This is a genomic window from Providencia sp. UF-224, from assembly GCF_058245955.1.
The window spans coordinates 1-669 of sequence record NZ_JBSICC010000098.1 but is presented as its reverse complement, the minus strand read 5'-3'; the positions used below and the strand labels follow the sequence as shown (position 1 = coordinate 669).

General features: G+C 52.2%; 1 protein-coding gene and 1 pseudogene. Both read right to left on the bottom strand.

Annotation, left to right across the window (positions count from 1 at the left end):
• Positions 1 to 245: pseudogene (locus tag AC4IFO_RS22995) on the bottom strand (bifunctional salicylyl-CoA 5-hydroxylase/oxidoreductase); the annotation flags it as partial.
• A 16-nt stretch (positions 246 to 261) separates the two neighbouring features.
• On the bottom strand, positions 262 to 669 hold a 408-nt coding region (locus AC4IFO_RS22990; protein WP_490737853.1), incomplete at its 5' end, for an acyl-CoA thioesterase.

Below are 669 nucleotides of genomic sequence, written 5' to 3'. Positions count from 1 at the left end.
GCGCCGTTAAAGTGGATATCGATATCGTCCCAATGGCTAAACTCGTCGGAAATAGTCTGGGCAGACACGGGGTCAGCTTGGCGCAAATTGTTGAGTGTTGCATCCGAGAACACCACGCCCCAACCGAAGGTATCAAACGGGCGATTGCGCTCAACCACCACCACACGGTTTTGTGGGTTTTGCAGCTTCATTAGCAACCCAAAGTACAGCCCAGCGGGTCCCCCGCCAATACACACAATATTCATAAAAATTCCCCTTTGCTTATACCGTTGGCTGAGCCGTGAGTGCCTGATGTAAGGCCTCTGGAATTGGAATGGCTTGGTGCGTGACGAGCGACGTGGTGACGTAAGTTTGTGTCACTTGCATACGCAGTTCGCCCTCCACACTGACACAGCGTTGGCACAGCGTGAGTGACTTTCGGCCAATCCGCTCAACCACCAGCTCTAACATGACGTCATCCCCCATGCGGCTAATGGCTTTAAACTCAGCCTCTAAGTGAACGGTGGGTAACCCAAAACGTTGTTCGAGGATATAGCCCGCGAACCCTTGGGGGATCAGCGTATCGACCCAACGCTCAAGGAGATTATTGAACATCACGAAATATTGCGGGTAGAACACGATCCCCGCGGGATCACACTCAGAGAAATGGATCTTGTGGGGCTTAGTAAA